This window comes from Bacteroides sp. LFL-34 (assembly GCF_027257075.1).
GTDB classification, from domain to species: domain Bacteria; phylum Bacteroidota; class Bacteroidia; order Bacteroidales; family Bacteroidaceae; genus Bacteroides; species Bacteroides ovatus.
Window position 1 is genome coordinate 119,943 of the sequence record NZ_JAPQKZ010000016.1, and the last position, 20,713, is coordinate 140,655.

The following is a 20,713-nucleotide window of genomic DNA, read 5'->3' on the forward strand; positions in this document are numbered from 1 at the left end:
TTAGTCAATTGTCAGTTCTACTACATAGTCAATATCTTTTGGTACCTCGGCGAATTCGAGCAAAACACCAGCTTTCGTCTTTGTGAAACGAACCGGAGACTGATCTTTAAACAAGACTGCTTTCTTAACCTTCTTGCCTGTCAATGGCAGGAACAAAGCTGCATCTTTCAGGTCGAGGATATGTACATAGAGTTTATTTCCTTTTTGTGTGGTCACTCCCCAATCATGCGGAGCAACTATGCCGCTTCGTGTTCCATAGATCGTTTCGCCATATTGTTTCATCCACTCTCCCATCTCTGCCAAGCGTTGCACAGCTACCGCAGGAAGTTCCCCATCAGGTTGAGGGCCGATATTCATCAAAAGATTGGCATTCTTACCGGCTGCCTTCACCAGATAGTGAATCAATGTCTTTGTAGATTTATAATTCTGGTCGGTAATCTTATATCCCCACATACCATTCATTGTTTCGCAAGTTTCCAACGGCAAGCGACTCACCTCCTGTCCAGAAAGTCCCGAAGCATTCTCACCCGGCAGATCGCGTTCGAAAATCTGAATATCTTCTCCATCAAAAGGCGTCTGATGATGATTGTTACCCACCAGGCAGCCCGGTTGGAGTTTATGAATCAAAGCATACTGCTCCGGTAATTCCCAGTTAAAAGATTTAGGTTGATCCCACCATCCGTCAAACCAGATGGCACCTACCGGACCATAATTCGTCAGTAACTCCGTCAACTGGTTATTCATGAATTGATAATAGCTTTTCCAATCCCCTTTCGAGTTCGAACGTCCCGTCCCCTGTCCTGTACGTCCCCAGGGATAGTCCTCACGCGCCCAGTCAAGATGAGAATAATAAAAATGAAGCTTGATTCCCTGCTTGGCACAGGCAGCTGCCAGTTCTTTCACAATATCTCTTTTAAAAGGGGTGGCTTTGACTACGTTATAATCCGAATACTTAGTATCGAACATAGAAAAACCTTCGTGATGACGGCTAGTAAAACAGATATATTTGGCTCCCGAAGCTTTAATAGCCTCCACCCATTTATCGGCATTAAACTTGGAAGGATAAAATCCACCTGCCAGTTTGGCATACTCTTTATAATTCAGATTATTGTTTGTCATAGTCCACTCACCGGTAGCGAGCATGGCATATAGCCCCCAATGAAGAAAAATACCAAACTTATTGTCCTGAAATTCCTGCCGTGCTTTCAGATTCTCTTCGGCAGGCTGATAAGGAGACTGTGCAAATGCTCCCAAGTTCATGACGAACAACAAAAGGAAAGTAATAAAACGTGTTTTCATAAGGCGTACATTATTTTTCTGTGTGTTTAGAATAGACTACAAAGGCTTGAATAAAAAAGGCGGAGTTTTTCTTCAATCTCCGCCTTTCCTCCATATAATAAATCAATGGTTATTCTTCTGTATAACGTTCGATCGTCTGTGCTCTGTCCGGTCCTACAGAAACAATCTTGATTTCTACGCCAAGTTGTTCTTCCAGGAAAGTCAGATAAGCGTTGAACTCTTCCGGGAATTCATCTTCGCTCTGCATCTTGGTCATATCTGTCTGCCAGCCCGGAAGCTCTGCATAAACAGGTTCTACCCCTTCTGTGATGTCATACGGGAAATAATCGATTTCTTCACCATTCACTTTGTAGGCAACACAAGCTTTGATTGTTTCGAAAGTATCGAGTACATCGCTCTTCATCATAATCAATTTGGTAACCCCGTTTATCATAACGGAATACTTCAGCGCTACCAGGTCGATCCATCCACAACGACGTTTACGTCCGGTAACAGAACCGAATTCATGTCCCAAAGTACACATCTTGTCACCTGTTTCATCAAACAGTTCTGATGGGAACGGGCCTGCTCCTACACGAGTACAGTATGCTTTGAAGATACCATATACTTCACCGATACGGTTAGGCGCCACTCCCAGTCCGGTGCAGGCTCCCGCACATACGGTATTGGAAGAAGTCACGAACGGATATGAACCGAAATCAATATCAAGCATAGTACCCTGCGCTCCTTCACAAAGAACGCTCTTACCATCTTTCAACAGATTATTCACTTCATGTTCGCTATCTACAAAATGGAATTGTTTCAGGTATTCGATACCTTCCAACCATGCTTTTTCCAGTTCAGTAAGATCGTATTCATAATTCAGGCTCTTCAGAATTTGTTCGTGACGAGCTTTTGCGGCAGCATACTTCTGGTCGAAATTATGAAGAATATCACCTACACGAACACCGTTACGGCTCACTTTATCCGTATAAGTAGGGCCGATACCCTTGCCGGTAGTTCCTACTTTGGCGTCTCCTTTGGCTGCTTCATAGGCAGCATCCAGAATGCGGTGTGTCGGAAGAATCAGATGAGCTTTCTTTGAAATGTGCAAACGTTCTTTCAGCGGATGACCTGATGCTTCAAGCGCTTCTGCCTCTGCCTTAAACAATGCCGGATCAAGTACCACACCGTTACCGATGATGTTTACCTTGTTTCCTTGAAAAATACCGGAAGGAATAGAGCGGAGCACATATTTCTGTCCTTCGAACTCAAGCGTGTGACCGGCATTCGGGCCGCCCTGAAAACGAGCAACCACATCATACTTAGGTGTTAAAACGTCGACTACTTTTCCTTTACCTTCGTCGCCCCATTGTAATCCTAATAGAACATCTACTTTCATTTTTCTTTTTTATTGTTGTTATTTACTTTTTTCCGTTTGTTAGCTCTGTCGCACTTACTACATACTCCATATATATATAAGGAGTAATGCGAAAGCTGGAAGCGGCTCAATTTCGTATTTTCAATGGCATGCTGTAATTCCTCGTTCTGAAACTCGGTCACTCTACCACATTGAGTACATATCTGATGATGATGTGTCTCGCGATTATATGATTTTTCGTATTGGGAAGAAGTGCCAAACTGATGCTTAATGACCAGTCGTGCATTGATAAGGAGGATAATGGTATTGTAGAGAGTTGCACGGCTCACCCGGAAATTCTCCTGGTCCATCATCCGTGAATAAAGCATGTCAATATCGAAATGACCGTCGATAGAATAAATAGTATCGAGTATGGCGTAGCGTTCAGGAGTCTTACGATGCCCGTTCGCCGTGAGATATTCCGTGAATATCTGCCTTACTGTATCTTTCACGTTTTGAGTTTCCATCATCAGCCAAAATTAGCGCGAACAAAGTTAAGCCTTTTTTGCGGAAAGCAAAAGAAATTCCTAGAAATAAGTAATGGGTTAATTATTCTTCAGTCTCTTCTTTCACCATGTTGTAGAGCATCTGCTCCCCTTCCAAGGTAGAACCAGCCATTCCCTCCACCAGACGGCATACTTGAAAGGCATGTTCTTCACTATGCTGCATATATTTGCGGATAACCAATAAAGCAGCGTTACGAACATGATAACTGTTGGAATGTACAGCACAGATTGCCTGATCGAGTAATTCGCCGGAGGCGCGTTCGGTCATATCCCCTTTCTTCATCAGAAGACGGGCAGCAGTCAGAAAACCGCAAGTCTGTATATACTCTTGCTCATCTGCAATCCAGTGAAAAGATTTGGCCGGAGCATACGGCAAATGCTGGAAGAGATTCATGCAAGTCAGCTCGGCTATTTCGATATTCCGGATATTTTCTACCCAAATGTCGGCTATCTCAGGATAAAACGTTTCAATCGGCTGAAGCATCCCCGCCAGAATTTTACATTCGCGAATGTCCTCTTTCCACAGAGCCTGTGCCAGGTCATGATTCTTCTCATAACTTTCGGCAATCATCTTGATACGAGGCAGTTCCACTCCGAAATTGAGTTTATAAACCAGCCCTTTCTCACGCATACTTTGGGACACAGCCCCGTTCATAGAGAGACGGAGCTGTGTCTTGATATCTTTCAATTGTTCTTTAATATCCATTTCAGATCAGTTGTTTATGGAAGGCAGCGGAGAATAATCAGTGCTGTAACGCAGCATTTGTTCTACATAACCTTCATCATAGGAAACTGTGACATCTGTAACAGTTCCGTTTTCATCTGTCACCAGTTCGTATTTCGGATTCACAAAGCCTTTGTAAGGAGCTAGATTCAGCTTCTTATAGCGTTCCAGAACTTCTGCATGCAGAGCCGGATCCACTTTTACCGCATAGTTTTCTACTAATGTACGAGCACCTTCAAAATCGCCAGTCGACTTGATGCGCTGAATTTCAGCTAATAATTCGCCGAAAAGCTGACGTACCTTCTGATAGTCATTGATAACCACATAAGTCTTTCCGTCTTTCTTCACCAGTTCCACCGCTTTATCGACAGCTCCTTTTTCAAATACCCAACGGGCTATCAGCTGGCGATTGCGCATGTGAGCTTCTTCAACACTATTTCCCGGTTCGATACGTACCAGTTGTGTCATCAACCCGTTCATCAGATAAGTATAGTATTGAGCCTTATAAGCATCGGGAGAAGAGAGCAATCCCAGTTCCACCAGCTTCGGATCGGCTACATAATACAATCCGAATAAATCAGCACGTGCCTCTTCGATGGTAGAGCCATAAGCCTTCAATGCATCCGGATCTACGCCCGGAAGCAACTTACCGGAACCGTGTCCCAAACATTCGTGCAAGTCCGTATGCAGCTCGTCCGTTAAGTCAGAATAGGCATCGATCAGTTGTATTTCCGCATCGCTATAAACAAATTCTTCGTTGAATCCGTTTCCGTGAGCGGCTTTATTATAAGCATCTGTTATATTTCCGATTGTCACCGATTTAGAGCCGTGGTGAGCACGAATCCAGTTTGCATTCGGCAGATTGATACCGATAGCCGTTGCCGGGTAAAGATCACCTGCAAGGATAGCGGCAGTAATCACTTTAGCCGATACCCCTTTTACCTTTTCTTTCTTGAAAGATTTATCTACCGGAGAATGATCTTCAAACCACTGCGCATTGCTACTGATTATCTCTGTGCGGTGCGTTGATTCCAAATCTTTGAAATTCACCAAAGACTCCCAGCTCGCTTTCATACCCAACGGGTCACCATAACTTTCAGTAAATCCATTCACAAAGTCGATTCGTGAATCAAGGTCTTTCACCCAAAGAATGGCATATTCATCGAAATCTTTCAGATTGCCTGTTTCATAGAATTGAATCAGTTTGGTGATGACGGCCTTTTGTGCCTCATTCTCCGCTACACCTTCCGCCTTTTTCAGCCAATAAACAATCTTCTCTATTGCCTGTGTATAGAGTCCGCCTACTTTCCAAACTTTCTCCTCCAACTTTCCGTTTTCTTTGACCAGCCGACTGTTCAGCCCGTAAGAAACCGGTGTTTCGTCTTTCGGGTCTTTCAGGGCGCTATAAAAACTCTCTGCCTCTTTCTGCGTCACTCCGTCATAATAGTTACAAGCAGAAGTCAACACAAGATCTTCGCCATCCGCCTGGTTTACCCGTTTCGGCATAACAGTCGGATCGAAAATCACCGGAAACAGTTCAGCACAAAGTTGTTCGGCAGTCTGCCCTTTCGCCAACGGCAGCAACTGGGCATCTATACCGAGTACAGCCTGTTTCAAGAACTCCTGCGAGAAGTTGGGCACAAATTTCTCCGTACCATAGTGGTGATGAATACCATTGGAGAACCATACCCTTTTCAGATACACCTCCATATTTTTAAAATCAGGCGTTGTTTTATCTCCCTGATAGTTTGTATATACTGCTTCGAGCATCCGACGGATTCTCAAATTATATTTTCCATTCTGGTCAAACAGAATATCCCTTCCCTCCAAAGCAGCCTCTGTCAGGTAATAAATCAGTTCCTTCTGTTTCAGCGTCAGTTCCTCAAATCCGGGAACTTTATAACGCAATATCTGTAAATCAGCAAATTGTTCCACTGTATAATCAAATTTGTCTGCTTCAGCAGTTGTTGTTTTACTTCCTCCGCACGATGTTAAAAGCGTAGCGGCCACTGTCATTAAAATCAGATGTTTTTTCATAATGCTAGCATTGATTAATTAAAATGAGAAAAGGAATTATCTCCAAAATCTTTCATTTAGAGGTAATTCCTTTTGACTAATTTCGGAACGCGCAATTATTTCTTATTTTCGAGATGTTTTTTGCGATATCCATTAGGAGTCTCACCTACGTTTTTGTAAAATGCAGCGTAAAAAGATTGACGATTTGCAAAGCCAACCATGGCACTAATTTCTTCCACATTTTTGTCGGCATAACGTTTGTCAGTCAATAAATGCAAAGCATCTTTTACTCTGTATTCATTCAACAGGCAAGAATAGTTCATGCCAAAGCGTGAGTTTACTACTGCAGAAAGGTAACGAGTATTCGTCTTCAATTCTTTCGCCAAGTCCTTAGCTGAATAGTCAGGATCCTTGTACTTCTTCTGTACAACGATGATATTCAGGATCTTGTCATACAACTCGTCTGCCAATTCCGGTCTAATCAAAGACCTGTATGCAGCCTTCTTTTCTTTCTTTTCCCTCAAATTGTAGGGACGTTTTTTCGGAGTTTCTTCCGTTTTTTTGTTCTCTAAATCACTCATTGAATTAACTGGTTAGGGTTTGTTCATTTGTTAATAATTGCTCATTTGCAACATAACATGTTACAAATGTCTTACTTTTTTTTTAAACACACAATTATTTTGTGCATTTTTTTTCTAAATAAACAATCAAAAACCTTGAAAAAGAAGGAATAGCCTTGAATAATAAGAAACTTTAACTTATTTATAATTCATATCAGAAACTGAAATCTACACATGATGAAAATTGCCAAAGAAAAATGTACCTTTGCAGCATGGATAAATCAGCATCAATGAGAGAGACTTTAAAGACATATTTCGGGTACGATAGTTTCCGTCCTCTGCAAGAAGAAATCATCCGCCACATCCTGAACAAACAGGATGCATTGGTATTAATGCCCACTGGTGGGGGGAAATCGATCTGTTACCAACTTCCCGCACTGCTTTGCGAAGGTACTGCCGTTGTCGTTTCTCCACTCATCTCATTGATGAAAGATCAGGTAGAAGCATTGCTGGCAAACGGCATCGCTGCCGGAGCACTGAACAGCAGTAATGACGAAACAGAAAACGCTAATCTGCGCCGTGCATGCATTGAAGGCCGCCTGAAGCTGCTTTACATTTCACCGGAAAAACTTTTAGCTGAAAAGGACTATTTGTTGCGGGATATGAACATCTCTCTGTTTGCTATTGATGAAGCTCATTGTATTTCGCAATGGGGACATGATTTCCGTCCGGAATACACACAAATGGGAGTGCTCCACCAACAATTTCCGCAAATACCGATTGTCGCACTAACCGCCACCGCGGATAAAATCACGCGCGAAGACATCGTACGGCAATTGCATCTTAACCATCCGCGTACCTTCATTTCCTCGTTCGACCGTCCCAACATCAGCCTGACTGTGAAACGTGGATTTCAAGCGAAGGAAAAGAACAAGGCTATCTTAGAATTCATCCACCGCCACGGGGGAGAAAGCGGGATTATTTACTGCATGAGCCGAAGTAAGACGGAAACCGTCGCACAGATGTTACAAAAGCAGGGTATCCGTTGCGGGGTTTATCACGCGGGGTTATCCACTCAACACCGGGACGAAACACAGAATGATTTTATTAACGACCGCATACAGGTGGTATGTGCCACCATTGCTTTTGGAATGGGGATTGATAAATCAAATGTCCGCTGGGTGATACATTATAACCTGCCTAAAAGTATAGAAAGCTTTTATCAGGAAATAGGACGTGCCGGACGTGACGGGCTTCCCAGCAATACTGTCCTGTTTTATTCATTAGGAGACTTAATATTACTAACTAAATTCGCTTCGGAAAGTAATCAGCAAAATATCAATCTGGAAAAGCTCCAACGTATGCAGCAATACGCAGAGGCCGACATTTGCCGACGAAGAATCTTATTAAGCTATTTCGGAGAAACAACAACAGAGGATTGCGGCAACTGCGATGTTTGTAAAAATCCCCCTCAACGATTCGACGGTACAGTCATCGTGCAAAAAGCATTAAGTGCCATCGCACGCACAGAACAACAAATCAGCACAGGAGTGTTGATTGATATTCTTCGTGGAAACTATTCTGCGGAAGTAACCGGAAAAGGGTATCAGGAACTTAAAACGTTCGGTGCCGGACGCGACATTCCTCCTCGTGACTGGCAAGACTATCTGCTTCAAATGCTGCAACTCGGCTACTTTGAAATAGCTTATAATGAGAATAATCATCTCAAAATAACGTCAAGCGGAAGTGATGTTCTCTTCGGAAGGACACAAGCGGCATTGGTAGTTATCCAGCATGAGGAAGCAGTTACCCGAAAAGGAAAAAAGAAAAAAGTGGTTATCGCCAAAGAACTCCCCTTCGGCGCGGCAGGCGGCGAAAGCCAAGATTTGTTCGAAGCATTGCGAGGATTAAGAAAACAACTTGCCGATCAGGAAGCTTTGCCCGCCTATATCGTCTTGTCAGACAAAGTGTTGCATCTGCTTTGTATCTCACGTCCCACCACCATCGAAGAGTTTGGAGAAATCAGTGGTATCGGCGAACACAAGAAAAAGAAATATGGAAAGGATTTCGTAAATCTGATTAGACAGTTCGTAGAATAAAAGAAATTCTTGAATAGTATATATTAACGAGTCACCTGACTAATGATTATTCGTTCCACTAAGGTTATCTTTCCGTTCCACAGTTGTTTCCCTTTAGTTCCACATAGGTAGAACTAAAGGGAAACAACTGTGGAACGAACTAATGCATATAACAAAAGGCTCTAACTTATGTAAACCGGAAAGATATAGTTGGCTTATTGATAACTTCACTTGCATTGCCGCAATTGCTCGTGCAAATCAGCCGGAGGCACTCCCAATGAAATAGCTTTTTCAAAGTCGGCTTTTGCCAGTCCTTTCTTCTTCTGTGCCAGGTAGATATTTCCACGCAACAGATAAGCATCAGCCGAGGCAGCATCCAACCGGATGGCTTCCTCCAAATCGACCAATGCCAAATCCTCATGTTTCATCTCACGTTCCACATCGGCACGGGCAATATAGAGCGTCGCATCTTCAGGAGTGGCCGCAAGCATCTTATTCAATATCTCAAGAGCTTCCCGGAATTTTCCTTCTTTCTGCTCCAAAGTAGCCAGTCCCAGCCGTCCGCTATAGCTCTGCGGATCGAGTTCCAATAAACGATTATAATCTATTCTCGCAGCCGGATAATCGCGGCGGAGCACATAAATATAAGCACGCATCAACAAAGCTTCTTTGTTCTGCTTGTCCTCGTCCAACACCTGGCAATAATCCGTATAAGCACGGTCTGTTTTTCCCATTTCCATATAAATGGCGGCACGGTCGAGCAAAATAGGGACTGCCAAAGGAGCAAAGTTCAGTGCAAAAGAATAAGATTCCAATGCTTTATCAAACTCGCCCAAACGGCGCTGAACCAACCCCAAGTTAGAAAAGAGCAGTGCATTCTTTGCGTTTTTCGGTTCCAACTTCAAAGCCTGAAGCAAAAGTTCCTCTGCCTGGGGAAGACTGTCTTTTTCGATACACTCAATGGCTCTCTCGGACAATTGCTGATAGGTTTGCGCAAAGGTAACAGCCGGAAAACAAAAAAGCAAAGCTATAATTATTCTTACCATGGTTCAGGTCTTTTTATAGTGAATGAATTAATCCAATGGATATGCGTCAAAAGCAAACAGTTCGGTCGACAAATAACGCTCTCCCGTATCAGGTAACAACGCTACTATTTTTTTGTTCTTAAATTCCGGGCGTTGTGACAGTTGACGGGCGGCATACACAGCTGCTCCCGAAGAAATACCCGCCAACAGACCTTCTGTTGCCGCTAACTCACGTCCTGCACGAATCGCTTCATCATCTGGCACGCCTATTACTTCATCCACCACCGAAGCATCATAAAGCTTCGGGATAAAATTCGCTCCAATACCTTGAATACGATGCGAAGCCGCCTCTCCGCCTGCCAACACTGGAGACGATGCAGGTTCCACAGCAACAATATAAATATTCGGATTATGTTTCTTCAAAGCACGGGCTACCCCGCAGACTGTTCCCCCGGTACCAACTCCGGCTACAAAAACGGCCACTTCACCGTCTGTATCCCTCCAAATTTCTTCACCCGTTGTCCGTTCATGAACAGCAGCATTGGCGGGATTTTCAAATTGTTGCAAAATCACCGAACCGGGAATACTATCACGCAACTCCTGCGCTTTGGCAATGGAAGCTGCCATCCCTCCCAGCCCATCTGTCAATACAATCTGCGCACCCAACGCTTTCAACAGATTCCGCCGTTCCAGACTCATCGTTTCGGGCATGGTCAATATCAGGTGATACCCTTTAATAGTAGCCACCATTGCCAACCCTACACCTGTATTTCCGCTTGTCGGCTCAATAATCGTTGCACCGGGTTTCAATGCTCCACGAGCTTCCGCATCTTCAATCATCGAAAGAGCGACTCTGTCTTTTACACTTCCCGCCGGATTAAAAGCCTCCAGTTTGGCAATAATATTTTGTTCCAGACCATACTTTCCACTATAACCGGAAAGTTCCATCAAAGGGGTATTCCCCACTAAATCTGTTAGTTTCTTTGCAATCTTTGCCATCTTATTACTTCATTTTTGTCACAGACACGACAAAGATATGGAAAAAAAGGTATGTTTTACATCACATCATGAGAAAGATAAGGAAAAGTATAGTAACTTTGTATCCGTTCAATCTTTTTAAGTTTACATATATGAAAAAGAGAATTATACAATTTCTCACGACCTATTTTTTATTTGTTCTTTTATTCGTTCTTCAGAAACCAATCTTCATGGTTTACTACCATGACTTATATACTAATGTATCTTTGGGTGACTATTTCCGCGTCATGTGGCACGGATTACCGCTGGATTTATCTCTTGCAGGCTACCTGACCGCTATCCCCGGCATCCTGCTCATTGTTTCCGCCTGGACAAATTCATCCATACTCCGCCGCATCCGGCAAGGATATTTCGGAGTAATAGCCTTTGTCATGGCCTGCATTTTTATCATTGACTTGGGATTATACGGATTTTGGGGATTCCGTCTGGACGCCACTCCTATTTTCTATTTCTTCTCTTCTCCCAAAGATGCCATGGCAAGTGTCAGTTTTTGGTTTGTTCTACTTGGAATTCTAGCTATATTGATCTATGCAGCAATTCTATACTGTATTTTCTATTGCGTCCTTATCCGGGAGAAAAAGCCTCTGAAAATACCTTATCGACGCCAGAATGTCTCGCTTGCACTGCTTTTGCTGACAGCGGCACTCTTCATCCCTATCCGGGGCGGATTCAGCGTATCCACCATGAATTTAAGCAAAGTGTATTTCAGTCAGGATCAACGCATGAATCATGCAGCCATTAATCCGGCATTCAGCTTCATGTATTCTGCCACCCATCAGAATAATTTCGATAAGCAGTATCGCTTCATGGACCCGAAAATAGCCGACGAATTATTTGCAGAGATGGTAGACAAACCCGTCGCAGCAACGGACAGCATCCCCCAATTATTGAATACACAACGCCCGAACATTATTTTCATTATCCTTGAGAGTTTCTCCACACACTTGATGGAAACTTTCGGAGGACAACCCAATGTGGCTGTCAACATGGATAAATTCGCAAAAGAAGGTGTATTATTCAGCAACTTCTACGGCAGTAGTTTCCGCACAGACCGCGGACTGGCATCTATCATCAGCGGATATCCCGGACAGCCGAGTACCAGCATCATGAAATATCCCGAAAAGACGGACAAACTTCCTTCCATCCCCCGCAGCTTGAAAAATGCAGGATACAGCCTCGAATATTACTATGGAGGAGATGCCGATTTCACCAATATGCGCTCTTACCTGGTATCTTCCGGTATCGAGAAGATTATTTCCGATAAAGATTTTCCTCTGTCCGAACGTACCGGAAAATGGGGAGCACAAGATCACGTTTTGTTCCAACGCCTGATGAAAGACCTGAAAGAAGAAAAACAAGAAGAACCATTCCTGAAACTGGTTCAGACATCAAGCAGCCACGAACCATTCGAAGTTCCGTTCCACAGGCTGGATGATAAAGTCCTCAACTCCTTTGCGTATGCCGACAGTTGTGTGGGAGATTTCGTGAAACAGTATCAGGAAACACCGTTATGGAAAAACACACTGTTTGTACTCGTTCCCGATCATCAGGGTGCATACCCATACCCGATAGAAAATCCGCTGGACGGACAAACCATTCCGCTGATTTTAATCGGAGGTGCAATTAAACAACCTCTCGTAATAGATACCTATGCTTCGCAAATTGACATTGCCGCCACTTTGCTCGCTCAATTAGGATTGCCGCACGATGAATTTACTTTCAGCAAGAATATCCTGAATCCGGGTTCTCCTCATTTCGCATACTTTACCCGGCCGGATTATTTCGGAATGATTACTGCCGATAACCAATTGGTGTACAATCTGGACGCCAACACCGTGCAACTGGACGAAGGCACCGCCAAAGGAGCTAACCTAGAAAAAGGAAAAGCGTTCTTACAGAAGCTCTACGATGATCTTGCCAAACGCTAATTATTAAGAAATATGGAATATTTATAAGGTAATATAGGACATTTACTATTCTTTATTGTATATTTGCGACGTTAAAAATAGATCAATAAAGCCGGATGATACATAGCGAAATCGTGCAATTCCTTTCGGAGATAGATACAAATATCTTCTTATCTTTCAATGGTATACACTCCCCTTTCTGGGATTATTTCATGAGTTCCTTCACGGGTAAAATAATCTGGGTTCCCATGTATGCCACCATATTATACATATTATTAAGAAATTTCCACTGGAAAGTAGTCGTATGTTATGTGGCAGCTATCGCGCTCACGATAACCTTTGCCGACCAAATGTGCAGCAGTATCATCCGCCCGGTAGTGGCACGCCTGCGTCCCGCCAATCCGGACAACCCTATTGTGGATATGGTATATATCGTAAACGGGTATCGTGGAGGAAGTTATGGTTTCCCATCGTGCCATGCGGCCAATTCATTGGGTCTTGCCATGTTTGTAGTATTTCTGTTCCGTAAACGTTGGCTAAGTATTTTCATCGTAACTTGGTCAATTCTTAACTGCTATACACGTATATACTTGGGTGTACATTATCCCGGTGATTTACTCGTAGGAGGTATTATCGGAGGATTCGGCGGTTGGCTATTCTGTACTATCGCTCACAAAATAGCCATTTATTTGGAACCTTCCACCCGCACGAAGAGAAAAGATATAAAACAATGGTCAGTCACTATTTATGTAGGATTGCTGACAGTGCTCGGGATCATTATATATTCCACTATTAAAAGCTGGTAAGGTTCACCACAGATTACACAGATTCACACAGATTTCAAATGATAAAAAAGATATTCCATAAAAAGAATGAAGAGTAAGTGGAGTTATCAAACAAAATCTGAATATTAAAAATCACCCACGTTATAGATAGCTATAACGTGGGTGAAATTATTTATAAAGGGCTGTTATACAGCTCCATCAGCAATCTGTGTGAATCGGTGTAATCTGTGGTAGAATATCAAGCTTTCTTGATATAATCAACAATCCACTGTCCTACTTCTTTCGTTCCGTATTTAGCACCGTCAGCCACCTGGATTTCCGGTGTACGTACATTCTCATCCAAAGAAGCGTCTACTGCTTTACGAATCAGCGCACCCTCTTCTTTGCAATCGAAATACTCAAATAACATAGCTACGGAAAGAATTTGTGCCAACGGATTAGCAATATTCAATCCTTTAGCCTGCGGCCATGAACCGTGAATCGGTTCAAACACCGGAGTACTCTCGCCTGTGGAAGCAGAAGGAAGCAAGCCCATAGAACCACTGATTACAGAACCTTCGTCAGTCAGAATATCACCGAAGGTGTTTTCCGTTACCATCACATCGAAGAAAGCAGGTTCCTGAATCATTTTCATTGCAGCATTGTCCACAAACATATAATCTGTTGTCACTTCCGGATAGTTCGGAGCCATTTCCTGTGCAATCTGACGCCATAGACGGGAAGAAGCCAACACGTTTGCCTTATCTACCACCGTCAGATGTTTTCTGCGCTTCATCGCATATTCAAAAGCCACTTTCAAGATACGTTCGATTTCCGGGCGAGTATAATAGTTGGTATCATACGCTTTGTCATTATCCTGATACTTTTCACCGAAATACATACCTCCGGTCAACTCACGGATACAGATAAAATCTGCGTTCTCTACCAGTTCCGCACGCAACGGAGATTTGTGAATCAGGCATTTGAATGTCTGCACCGGACGGATATTAGCGAAAAGTCCCAATTTCTTACGCATCGCCAACAAACCTTGTTCCGGACGTACCTTAGCAGTAGGGTCGTTATCAAATTTCGGATCGCCTACGGCAGAAAATAAAACAGCATCCGCATCTTTACAAACCTGATAGGTTGCTTCCGGAAACGGATCGCCTACTTTATCAATCGCATCAGCTCCACAGATTGCATATTCGTAACTTACTTTGTGGCCAAACTTCTCGCAAACGGCACTCATCACATCTACACCTTGCACAGAGATCTCCGGTCCGATGCCGTCGCCTGCTAATACAGCAATTTTAAAATCCATAATCGTTTATTCTTCTATTTATATATTCTTATAAAAAACATTCTTTGGGCAAGTTATCTCTCACTTGCTCTTCTCGTATTCATCTTCGATGAGGTTCAACATCTTCATAGTAGCTTTGATGGCAGCTTCCGTCTGATCGGCATCAAGTCCGCGGGTACGGAACACCTGCTCGTCATAACTCCATGTGATTACTGTCTGCACAAATGCATCCGTACGCCCACCGGGAGGAATGGTCACCGCATAATTGGTCAGCATCGGGAATTTGCGTCCTAACGTCACCTTATATATCTTACGCAATGCACGGACAAAAGCATCATATTGACCATCTCCACTTGAACTCTCTTCATACTCTTTCCCGTTGATTTCTATCTTCAACGTAGCCATCGGTTTCAAGCCATGAGCCAGATTCACAAAATAGCTCTTCAGTTTGACCTTCTCACCTATTGATCCATGCTTCAACACATCAGAAACAATGTACGGCAAATCTTCCTGTGTCACCAATTCTTTCTTGTCGCCCAGTTCGATGATACGTTCCGTCACTTTGCGCATAGCATCTTCATCCAACTCCAGTCCGAGGTCTTCGAGATTTTTGCGGATATTGGCTTTGCCGCTTGTCTTGCCCAACGCATATTCACGTTTGCGGCCAAAACGTTCGGGAAGCAAATCATTACAGTAAAGATTATTTTTGTTATCGCCGTCGGCATGCACACCTGCCACTTGTGTAAAGACATTCTCACCTACAATCGGTTTATTGGCAGGTATCATAATACCCGAATAAGACTCCACTACCCGGCTGACATCATTCAAACGGCTCTCGTCGATATTGGTCGCCGCATTGAAATGATCTTTCAGGATGGCTTGCACACTTGCGAGGGGAGCATTTCCTGCTCGTTCGCCCAGTCCGTTGATGGTGGTATGCAGTCCTTTTACACCGCTTAATACAGCTGCAAGAACGTTGCTCACTGCCAAATCATAGTCATTGTGCGCATGGAAATCGAGATGAGTATTCGGATAACGTTTCTTCATCTTCCGCATATACTCTATCACTTGCAAGGGATTCAAGATACCCAGCGTGTCAGGCAACATATAACGCTTGACACTCGTCTCTTGCAATCCATCCATCAACTGGAATACATATTCGGGAGAATCTTTGATACCGTTACTCCAATCTTCCAGATAAACATTGACGGTTATATCCTGTTCGTCGGCATAATGCACCACATTAATGATATCTGCCAGATGTTCTTCCGGTGTCTTTTTCAGTTGTTGCGTACAATGCTTCAGTGAACCTTTACAAAGGAGGTTAATCACACGGCAACCGGTACGCTGAATCCAATCGACAGAAGTATGCCCGTCAACAAAGCCGAGCACTTCCACTTTATGGAGCAGATTACGACGGGCCGCCCAGTCGCAAATCATCTTCACGGCTTCAAACTCACCGTCCGACACACGCGCCGAAGCAACCTCCACCCGGTCTACCTTCAAATCTTCTAACAGCAAACGGGCGATCATTAGTTTCTCATGAGGCACGAAAGATACTCCGCTGGTTTGTTCACCATCACGGAGCGTTGTGTCCATGATTTCTATTTTCACGCCTTCTTTTCCCATTCTTCTATTTTATCTTTATTGCTTAACAAGAAATCGATATCGTCCAATCCGTTCATCAAACAAAGTTTCTTGTAAGCATTGATTTCAAAATGTTCACTTTTACCTGTCGCCTTGTTGGTGATGGTCTGTTCGGGAAGATTCACTTCCACTTCCATCTTCGGGTCTGCTTCTATCGAATCGAACAATTCTTGCAGAAACTCTTCGGTTACAACCACCGGAAGCACAAAGTTGTTCAACTCATTATTCTTATGAATATCGGCAAAAAAACTGGATACCACCACACGGAAACCATAGCCGGCAATTGCCCAGGCTGCGTGTTCACGGCTGGAACCCGAACCGAAGTTCTTACCTGCCACCAATATCTGTCCGCTGTAAGTAGGGTTGTTCAACACAAAATCCTTGTTCAGGGAACCATCTGCATTGTAACGCCAGTCACGGAAAAGGTTATCACCGAAGAATTTCTCTTCACGAGTGGTTGCTTTCAAGAAACGTGCCGGAATAATCTGGTCGGTATCTACGTTTTCTAAAGGAAGAGGTACACAAGTACTTGTGATTATATTAAATTTTGTCTTAGCCATCGCCTTATTTATGAATTATAAATTATGATTTATGATTGAAATTACATCAGTTCTCTCGGATCGGTAATCACACCTGTCACCGCCGCAGCAGCAGCCACCAGAGGACTAGCTAACAAGGTGCGTGCACCAGGTCCCTGACGTCCTTCGAAGTTACGGTTGCTGGTAGATACCGAATATTTTCCGGCAGGAATCTTATCATCGTTCATTGCCAGACAAGCAGAACATCCCGGCTGACGAATAGCAAATCCGGCTTCCGTCAAAATCTTGTCGATTCCTTCCTTACGGATCTGTGCGTCTACCATCCATGAACCCGGAACCAGCCATGCAATTACATTTTCCGCTTTCTTGCGACCTTTCACGATGGAAGCAAATGCACGGAAATCTTCGATACGACCGTTTGTACAAGCGCCGAGGAATACATAATCAATCTTTTTGCCCAACAAAGATTCTCCCGGTTGGAATCCCATATAGTCCATTGATTTCTTGAATGAAACCTGTGCAGCTTCGCTCATTCCTTCCATCGTAGGAATGTGCTGTGTGATGCCCATACCCATACCCGGATTCGTTCCGTAAGTAATCATCGGCTCAATATCAGCAGCTTCAAAACGGACTTCCTTGTCGAATACGGCATCGTCATCACTCTTCAATGTCTTCCAATATGCCAAAGCCTTGTCCCATGCTTCGCCTTGCGGAGCACTTTCACGTCCCTTGATATATTCAAAAGTCACTTCGTCCGGAGCAACCATCCCACCACGTGCACCCATTTCGATAGAAAGGTTACAAAGGGTAAGACGTCCCTCCATTGTCAGATTGCGGATAGCCGAACCTGCATATTCTACGAAGTAACCGGTAGCACCGCTGGTAGTCATCTTGGACATCATATACAGAGCTACATCTTTTGCAGTCACCCCTTTGCCCAGTTCACCGTCTACGGTGATACGCATTGTTTTCGGTCTTGACTGAAGAATACATTGCGAAGCCAATACCATTTCCACTTCACTTGTTCCGATGCCGAAAGCGATTGCTCCCATCGCACCATGAGTAGAAGTGTGAGAGTCACCGCAGACAATCGTCATTCCCGGCAAAGTCAAACCACGTTCGGGACCTACCACATGGATAATTCCATTCTTCGGATGCATCATACCGTAGTGTGTCAAACCAAAATCCTTCGCATTCTTAGTCAATGTGTCGACCTGCGTTTTAGAAATCGGATCTTCAATCTCCTTATCCTGATCGTGTGTCGGTGTATTATGGTCGGGCATACAAAATACCTTTTCCGGACGCAACACTCCGATTCCACGTTCACGCAATCCGGCAAAAGCTTGCGGACTAGTCACTTCGTGACAATATAAGCGATCAATATAAAGCTGTGTAGGACCATCTTCCACAGTAGTCACCACGTGGGCATCCCATATCTTATCAAATAATGTATTCATCTGTTTATTTACTATTTTACTAATTACTATTTACTATTTTAGTCAATCTCTACAATGCCGATACGACTGTCAGTCTCTTTTTTATGATTTGAATTTATTAATACAGTCAATATAAGCTTCTACGGAAGCGGCAATAATATCTGTATTAGCTCCAAAACCATAATAAATCTGGTTATCGTATTCTACCTGCATGTGTACTTTACCTACATCATCACTTCCCTTGCTGATAGCCTGAATAGTAAACTCTTTCAAAGTCATGTGGCGTTCTACAATCTTCTTCAATGCTTTGATAGCTGCATCTACCGGACCGTTACCGCTGGCACAAGCCTCAAACTTCTCACCGGCAATGTTCAATCCCAAACTAGCTACCGAACGAACGCCGACACCACTCGTCACCTGCAAATAATCCAGTTTGATGCGATGATTCTGGCTACGGTCTGCGCCTGCCAATACTAAAATATCGTCATCATTAATATCTTTTTTCTTATCAGCCAACTTCAAGAACTCATCATATACCTTATCCAACTTTTCCTGCTCCAGGTCAACTCCCAAAATAGAAAGACGATTTTTCAATGCGGCACGTCCGCTACGGGCTGTCAATACGATAGAGTTATCATCAATACCCACATCATGCGGATCAATAATCTCATACGTCTGTACATTCTTCAACACACCGTCCTGATGGATACCTGAAGAATGTGCGAAAGCATTACGTCCAACGATCGCTTTATTCGGCTGTACCGGCATATTCATCAGGCTGGATACCATGCGGCTGGTCGGATAAATCTTCTGTGTATTGATATTGGTCTGAATATCTATTTCGTGGTGACTCTTGATAATCATGGCGATTTCTTCGAGGGCAGTATTTCCTGCACGTTCGCCGATACCGTTGATGGTAACTTCCACCTGACGTGCGCCGTTCAAAACACCGGCTATCGTATTGGCAGTAGCCATACCCAAGTCGTTGTGACAGTGAGTAGAAAGTATGGCATTATCGATGCCGTCTACATGGTCAATCAGGTATTTTATTTTAGCACCATATTCTGAAGGTAAGCAATAACCCGTTGTATCAGGAATATTCACTACGGTAGCTCCCGCTTTGATAACGGCTTCCACCACACGTGCCAGATATTCGTTATCCGTACGGCCTGCGTCTTCTGCATAAAACTCTACATCGTCCACAAAACGACGGGCGTATTTCACGGCAGCTACCGCACGTTCGATAATCTCCTCACGATTCGAATTGAATTTATATTTAATGTGCGAATCAGAAGTACCGATACCGGTATGAATACGTTTATGTTTAGCAAATTTCAGTGCATCTACAGCAACATCAATATCTTTTTGAACTGCACGTGTTAAAGCACAGATAGTAGGCCAAGTCACCGCTTTTGAAATCTCAATCACTGAATTAAAATCTCCCGGGCTCGAAATGGGGAATCCGGCTTCAATCACGTCTACTCCCAACGCTTCCAATGCCTTTGCTACCTGAATCTTCTCTACTGTATTCAACTGGCATCCCGGAACCTGTTCACCATCTCTAAGAGTGGTATCAAAAATAAATAACCTATTGTCCATATTCAATGTATATTATATAATTATTAGCATTAAAAAAAGCCTTTCACACTTGGAAGTGAGAAAGGCTTTCGTATATTTTCATTTATACACATTTACGCGCAGCACTCACTTCCACTAACCTTTGATAGTAGAATAATAATACCGCATAGTAGAATATGTATAAACATCTGGTTCATTTCTTGTCTCTTTTATAGTTTGACGGTGCAAAGGTATGGATTATTTCTTTTCCACCAAATAATACGTTACTTTTTTATCGAAAAAAATATCATTTCATAAGTTAAAGCCGATTTTTACCAAAAATGTATCACGAATACAGGTCTATATTTCATTAAAAGAAAAGAGGGAGCAGAATGTTTTTCAGCATTCTCTCCCTCTTCTTCTTTATTGTTCTAAATCAATAGATTACTTCTTATCGCAACATTCTTTCTTTTCTGCGCAATCAGCTTTTTTGTCGCAAGCAGTAGCACAAGAATCTTTAGCCTGGCAGCAAGAATCAGATTCAACAACAGCTTCTACAGTTTCTACGGTTGTTTCTTCACCTTCAGAAGCAGCGTTAGTAGTTTTGTTACCAGCACAAGACATCATTGCAAAAGAAAATGTTACTGCTACAGCAGCCAAAAATAATTTAGTTTTCATACCTTTCAAATTTGCTTTAAACGTTTAATAAAATAATTGTCGGTCGCAAATATAACACTTTTTTTGCAAAGTACCAAACACAGAAAGCCCCTTGATTCGTTGCTGAATCAAGGGGCTTCTCTAAAAACGGCGGCTACCTACTCTCCCACTGTTACGCAGTACCATCGGCGTGACGAGGCTTAACTTCTCTGTTCGGAATGGGAAGAGGTGGAACCCTCGTGCTATAACCACCTGAATAAG

17 protein-coding genes and 1 rRNA gene are annotated in these 20,713 nt (G+C 43.3%); 3 read left to right on the forward strand and 15 right to left on the reverse strand.

The genetic code is table 11. The annotated features are described in order from the left end of the window. The 6 genes from N5O98_RS11960 to N5O98_RS11985 form a co-directional block, all read right to left on the reverse strand. Nucleotides 1-1,299 (reverse strand): alpha-L-fucosidase, encoded by a 1,299-nt coding sequence (locus N5O98_RS11960; protein WP_004311780.1) that lies wholly within the window; start codon nt 1,297-1,299, stop codon nt 1-3. A gap of 109 nt (nt 1,300-1,408) precedes the next feature. Then, nucleotides 1,409-2,680: an adenylosuccinate synthase gene (locus N5O98_RS11965; RefSeq protein WP_004301093.1), complete on the reverse strand. Its 1,272-nt coding sequence runs from the start codon at nt 2,678-2,680 to the stop codon at nt 1,409-1,411. Next, the gene (locus N5O98_RS11970) at nt 2,677-3,165 is read right to left on the reverse strand and encodes a Fur family transcriptional regulator (protein WP_004327109.1); all 489 of its coding nucleotides are present in this window, start codon (nt 3,163-3,165) and stop codon (nt 2,677-2,679) included. Before N5O98_RS11970 ends, N5O98_RS11965 begins: the two co-directional genes overlap by 4 nt. Nucleotides 3,166-3,247: 82 nt before the next feature. Continuing rightward, complete coding sequence (locus N5O98_RS11975) at nt 3,248-3,910, reverse strand: DNA alkylation repair protein (RefSeq protein WP_004311782.1); 663 nt, start codon at nt 3,908-3,910, stop codon at nt 3,248-3,250. A 6-nt stretch (nt 3,911-3,916) separates the two neighbouring features. After that, nucleotides 3,917-5,965 carry a dipeptidyl-peptidase 3 family protein gene (locus N5O98_RS11980; protein ID WP_182423468.1) on the reverse strand — a complete coding sequence of 683 codons (2,049 nt, stop codon included), beginning with the start codon at nt 5,963-5,965 and terminating at the stop codon, nt 3,917-3,919. A 95-nt stretch (nt 5,966-6,060) separates the two neighbouring features. Then, nucleotides 6,061-6,525, reverse strand: coding sequence for a helix-turn-helix domain-containing protein (locus tag N5O98_RS11985; protein WP_004301101.1), 465 nt, complete (start codon nt 6,523-6,525; stop codon nt 6,061-6,063). A 269-nt stretch (nt 6,526-6,794) separates the two neighbouring features. Here N5O98_RS11985 and recQ point away from each other — a divergent pair, with 269 nt between their 5' ends. Then, entirely contained in the window at nt 6,795-8,603 is a 1,809-nt protein-coding gene (recQ, locus tag N5O98_RS11990) for a DNA helicase RecQ (protein WP_117810332.1), read from the forward strand. A gap of 206 nt (nt 8,604-8,809) precedes the next feature. On the opposite strand, the gene N5O98_RS11995 is transcribed toward recQ, so the two are convergent. After that, entirely contained in the window at nt 8,810-9,628 is an 819-nt protein-coding gene (locus N5O98_RS11995) for a tetratricopeptide repeat protein (RefSeq protein ID WP_004311786.1), read from the reverse strand. 27 nt (nt 9,629-9,655) lie between these two features. After that, nucleotides 9,656-10,606: a cysteine synthase A gene (cysK, locus tag N5O98_RS12000; protein ID WP_004311787.1), complete on the reverse strand. Its 951-nt coding sequence runs from the start codon at nt 10,604-10,606 to the stop codon at nt 9,656-9,658. A gap of 131 nt (nt 10,607-10,737) precedes the next feature. Between cysK and N5O98_RS12005 the strand changes: the two genes are divergently transcribed. Then, nucleotides 10,738-12,573 carry an LTA synthase family protein gene (locus N5O98_RS12005; protein ID WP_182423467.1) on the forward strand — a complete coding sequence of 612 codons (1,836 nt, stop codon included), beginning with the start codon at nt 10,738-10,740 and terminating at the stop codon, nt 12,571-12,573. Between the two features lie 95 nt (nt 12,574-12,668). Next, a complete protein-coding gene (locus N5O98_RS12010; protein ID WP_118161358.1) occupies nt 12,669-13,358 on the forward strand; it encodes a phosphatase PAP2 family protein in 690 nt (229 codons plus the stop codon). A 217-nt stretch (nt 13,359-13,575) separates the two neighbouring features. Here N5O98_RS12010 and leuB read toward each other — a convergent pair whose 3' ends face one another. The 7 genes from leuB to rrf all read right to left on the reverse strand — a co-directional run bounded on the left by leuB (nt 13,576) and on the right by rrf (nt 20,708). Beyond that, entirely contained in the window at nt 13,576-14,637 is a 1,062-nt protein-coding gene (gene leuB / locus N5O98_RS12015) for a 3-isopropylmalate dehydrogenase (protein ID WP_004311790.1), read from the reverse strand. Nucleotides 14,638-14,697: 60 nt separating this feature from the next. After that, nucleotides 14,698-16,245 (reverse strand): alpha-isopropylmalate synthase regulatory domain-containing protein, encoded by a 1,548-nt coding sequence (locus N5O98_RS12020; RefSeq protein ID WP_167509162.1) that lies wholly within the window; start codon nt 16,243-16,245, stop codon nt 14,698-14,700. Further along, nucleotides 16,227-16,823 (reverse strand): 3-isopropylmalate dehydratase small subunit, encoded by a 597-nt coding sequence (gene leuD / locus N5O98_RS12025; RefSeq protein WP_004307192.1) that lies wholly within the window; start codon nt 16,821-16,823, stop codon nt 16,227-16,229. Before leuD ends, N5O98_RS12020 begins: the two co-directional genes overlap by 19 nt. A gap of 41 nt (nt 16,824-16,864) precedes the next feature. Further along, a complete protein-coding gene (gene leuC, locus N5O98_RS12030; RefSeq protein ID WP_004311792.1) occupies nt 16,865-18,259 on the reverse strand; it encodes a 3-isopropylmalate dehydratase large subunit in 1,395 nt (464 codons plus the stop codon). A gap of 81 nt (nt 18,260-18,340) precedes the next feature. After that, entirely contained in the window at nt 18,341-19,837 is a 1,497-nt protein-coding gene (locus tag N5O98_RS12035; protein ID WP_004315472.1) for a 2-isopropylmalate synthase, read from the reverse strand. Between the two features lie 402 nt (nt 19,838-20,239). After that, complete coding sequence (locus N5O98_RS12040) at nt 20,240-20,473, reverse strand: hypothetical protein (RefSeq protein WP_004311794.1); 234 nt, start codon at nt 20,471-20,473, stop codon at nt 20,240-20,242. Between the two features lie 124 nt (nt 20,474-20,597). Beyond that, a 5S ribosomal RNA gene (gene rrf / locus N5O98_RS12045) occupies nt 20,598-20,708 on the reverse strand. Nucleotides 20,709-20,713: the final 5 nt, after the last annotated feature.

Coding starts and splice junctions, on each gene's coding strand:
- N5O98_RS12010 (WP_118161358.1), top strand. CDS start 12,669: ATGATACATAGCGAAATCGTGCAATTCCTTTCGGAGATAGATACAAAT.
- N5O98_RS11980 (WP_182423468.1), bottom strand. CDS start 5,965: ATGAAAAAACATCTGATTTTAATGACAGTGGCCGCTACGCTTTTAACA.
- leuC (WP_004311792.1), bottom strand. CDS start 18,259: ATGAATACATTATTTGATAAGATATGGGATGCCCACGTGGTGACTACT.
- recQ (WP_117810332.1), top strand. CDS start 6,795: ATGAGAGAGACTTTAAAGACATATTTCGGGTACGATAGTTTCCGTCCT.
- cysK (WP_004311787.1), bottom strand. CDS start 10,606: ATGGCAAAGATTGCAAAGAAACTAACAGATTTAGTGGGGAATACCCCT.
- N5O98_RS11970 (WP_004327109.1), bottom strand. CDS start 3,165: ATGGAAACTCAAAACGTGAAAGATACAGTAAGGCAGATATTCACGGAA.
- N5O98_RS11965 (WP_004301093.1), bottom strand. CDS start 2,680: ATGAAAGTAGATGTTCTATTAGGATTACAATGGGGCGACGAAGGTAAA.
- N5O98_RS12005 (WP_182423467.1), top strand. CDS start 10,738: ATGAAAAAGAGAATTATACAATTTCTCACGACCTATTTTTTATTTGTT.
- N5O98_RS12035 (WP_004315472.1), bottom strand. CDS start 19,837: ATGGACAATAGGTTATTTATTTTTGATACCACTCTTAGAGATGGTGAA.
- N5O98_RS11985 (WP_004301101.1), bottom strand. CDS start 6,525: ATGAGTGATTTAGAGAACAAAAAAACGGAAGAAACTCCGAAAAAACGT.
- N5O98_RS11975 (WP_004311782.1), bottom strand. CDS start 3,910: ATGGATATTAAAGAACAATTGAAAGATATCAAGACACAGCTCCGTCTC.
- leuD (WP_004307192.1), bottom strand. CDS start 16,823: ATGGCTAAGACAAAATTTAATATAATCACAAGTACTTGTGTACCTCTT.
- N5O98_RS12040 (WP_004311794.1), bottom strand. CDS start 20,473: ATGAAAACTAAATTATTTTTGGCTGCTGTAGCAGTAACATTTTCTTTT.
- N5O98_RS11960 (WP_004311780.1), bottom strand. CDS start 1,299: ATGAAAACACGTTTTATTACTTTCCTTTTGTTGTTCGTCATGAACTTG.
- N5O98_RS11995 (WP_004311786.1), bottom strand. CDS start 9,628: ATGGTAAGAATAATTATAGCTTTGCTTTTTTGTTTTCCGGCTGTTACC.
- leuB (WP_004311790.1), bottom strand. CDS start 14,637: ATGGATTTTAAAATTGCTGTATTAGCAGGCGACGGCATCGGACCGGAG.
- N5O98_RS12020 (WP_167509162.1), bottom strand. CDS start 16,245: ATGGGAAAAGAAGGCGTGAAAATAGAAATCATGGACACAACGCTCCGT.